Below are 2,174 nucleotides of genomic sequence, written 5' to 3' on the forward strand. Positions count from 1 at the left end.
CTTCTCAGGCGCCTTGGTCCACCAAGGTCAAGATATTCTTCAATAATCGGCAAAGCTGCATAAGGAGCAAGTGTCGGGTTCGCGGCCGTTAGAGCCCAAAAGTCCTCATCTTGAACAAACTGCAGTATTTCGGATGCCGAAATACCCATGCCGATTTCGCCATCCATCATACATCGGTCGAGGAACAGAAACAGGGCGCTGGCCCACCAGTCTTCTCGCTCGGAACTGGTGAGGCCAATAAGGCTTGAGCGATCATATAGGAAATGGAGGTTTGTTGCGAATTTGTGCGGGGTATTCCCACCATAGATCATGTTTCCTTCCATGAAGGTCTCGATCCGCTCGGTAGTGATTCTGCGTGTGTCCCAATTTCTGCCATCCCATACTTCTTCAACGGCAAATCTTCTGGCCCAAGGTGCAGGATATGCTTGCCAAGGGCGTGCGCCTCTCCAAGTGCCAACGCGGCTGAAGTTAAGCGCGGACATAGCTAGCCGATCGAAAGATTGATCGTGAGGGTTCGCTAGAGCTTCGAGAACTAACTGATCAGGGATGATATAGTTGTCGCCGTCAATCTCTTGGTTATAAAGAAAAAAGTTCAGGGGGATAAGAGGGTCGCCGGTGGCGACCCTTGAGATGGTTGCTCGCGCCGTATCTCGAGGCACAGGCGTCATCTGTCCGTTGAAGATGGCATTAATCACGCGATGAAGCAAAGTAAGGCCGGGGGCTGCACCCCAACCAAAATTTTTAGAGAAAGATCCGGGGCGGCTTTCGAGTGTAGTCCAGTCCAATGGTCTGAATATCCATATTAATACTATTCAGAAGAGACACTAGAGTTATACGAATAGGTTTTCCAGCTCGGTTTGTAATCTGCATCTGCCTCGTTGCCCCAAACAGTCCATCCCTGTCGAACCCCTCGACCGAAGAGTTCCAAAAATGGTCCCCACGAGCATTCTTCGATGATACTGTACTGTTCATCGGGCTTCCGGCTGTGCTCGCGCTTGCGCGTTTTGAAAATATCCCCGTCTGGCTCTGGTGCTTCCATGTAGTTCACTTGAGAGCGGCCAGGGCTAAGCGTACGTACGTTCTTACCGCGGGTACCAAAGAGTAATATCTCGGTAACATTGCGGAAATAGAAGCCTACTCCTCGTCCGTCTGGGCCACCGTCTTTACGAACTTTCTCCCAGATGATGTTCGATTTGTATTCGAAACCCCAAGCCTTGAGGACTTGCAAGCCTTCAGGTAGCAGCGCATTTGGTACCCAAAGGTAGCAATGAGCTCCATCTGTAAGGTGGTTTGCTACGGGTAGATCGCAAATCTCTTCTAGCTTCATTGTCGAATATCGCGCCAAGCGCTTATGTTCTGGTGAAACTTTTCCCGTACGGTTTTGAAAACGCCAAGGCGGATCCGCCATTACGGTAGAGAATTTGTCGGTGCCAAGAAACTGGCTGAGATCATTAGAGGCGGTCATTGTGTTGTCCTTGTGCGCTCAGCTTGTAACGTTTTTCCGAAAATTCCAGCTTTAGACGATCCACTTTTTCTGGTGGCAGAGCAATGTTGGGCGGTTTCAAATCGACGGTGGAAAAATTCCGCGGCAGGCCGGTGACGAGATGAGGATGGAGTTTGCAAGTTTGTTTCTAAGCACGCACGAGAAGTAGCCCCTCCTTCACACTACGTTGCCTATCTTCCTTCCGCCCCATTGTCATGTGCTCGTGATCTGTTGTCAGAATTTCAATTTTCTTATTGGGCAAGGCCTTTTCACCAATCGCTAGAAGCTCATCCAATGAGATCATCCCTGTGTTTGAATAACTGAGCACAAGGGACGAGTCGCTCGCCTTAACTCCTTCAAAAAGGTCTATAAATGCGCCACGAACTTGGGATTTGATGCAGAAAGGGGACTGATGGCGTTCCTCGCGGTAACGCCCTTTCACAACTTTTCCTCTTTGGGTTTGAAGCTTCGGAAAGTCATAGAGGACCAGCGTTTCCAATGCGTGGTAAAAGCGGCTGTAATGGACAAAACAATACGGGGGGTCCGCGTAAACCGTACCGCCCCCGAAGTTCTTGTGGCAGTCCTTGAAGTCGAGGGCAGTGGATTGATGGGGTGCGCTTACTGGTCGATCAGGGATGTACGCTCATACGTCGGTGTACTTTCGCTCGAACTACGGGCCACGGGAGCGCTG

At 50.4% G+C, this 2,174-nt stretch carries 3 protein-coding genes; all 3 read right to left on the reverse strand.

Translation table 11 applies throughout. The annotated features are described in order from the left end of the window. A partial coding sequence (locus tag ACSHWX_RS18440) for a hypothetical protein (protein ID WP_435669669.1) occupies positions 1 to 785 on the reverse strand: 785 nt, incomplete at its 3' end. A gap of 23 nt (positions 786 to 808) precedes the next feature. Then, positions 809 to 1,465, reverse strand: coding sequence for an MT-A70 family methyltransferase (locus ACSHWX_RS18445; RefSeq protein ID WP_435669670.1), 657 nt, complete (start codon positions 1,463 to 1,465; stop codon positions 809 to 811). Between the two features lie 166 nt (positions 1,466 to 1,631). Then, positions 1,632 to 1,925: a hypothetical protein gene (locus tag ACSHWX_RS18450; protein WP_435669671.1), complete on the reverse strand. Its 294-nt coding sequence runs from the start codon at positions 1,923 to 1,925 to the stop codon at positions 1,632 to 1,634. Between the last annotated feature and the right edge of the window lie 249 nt (positions 1,926 to 2,174).

The sequence above is a fragment of the Maritalea sp. genome (assembly GCF_051251695.1).
Taxonomy (GTDB): domain Bacteria; phylum Pseudomonadota; class Alphaproteobacteria; order Rhizobiales; family Devosiaceae; genus Maritalea.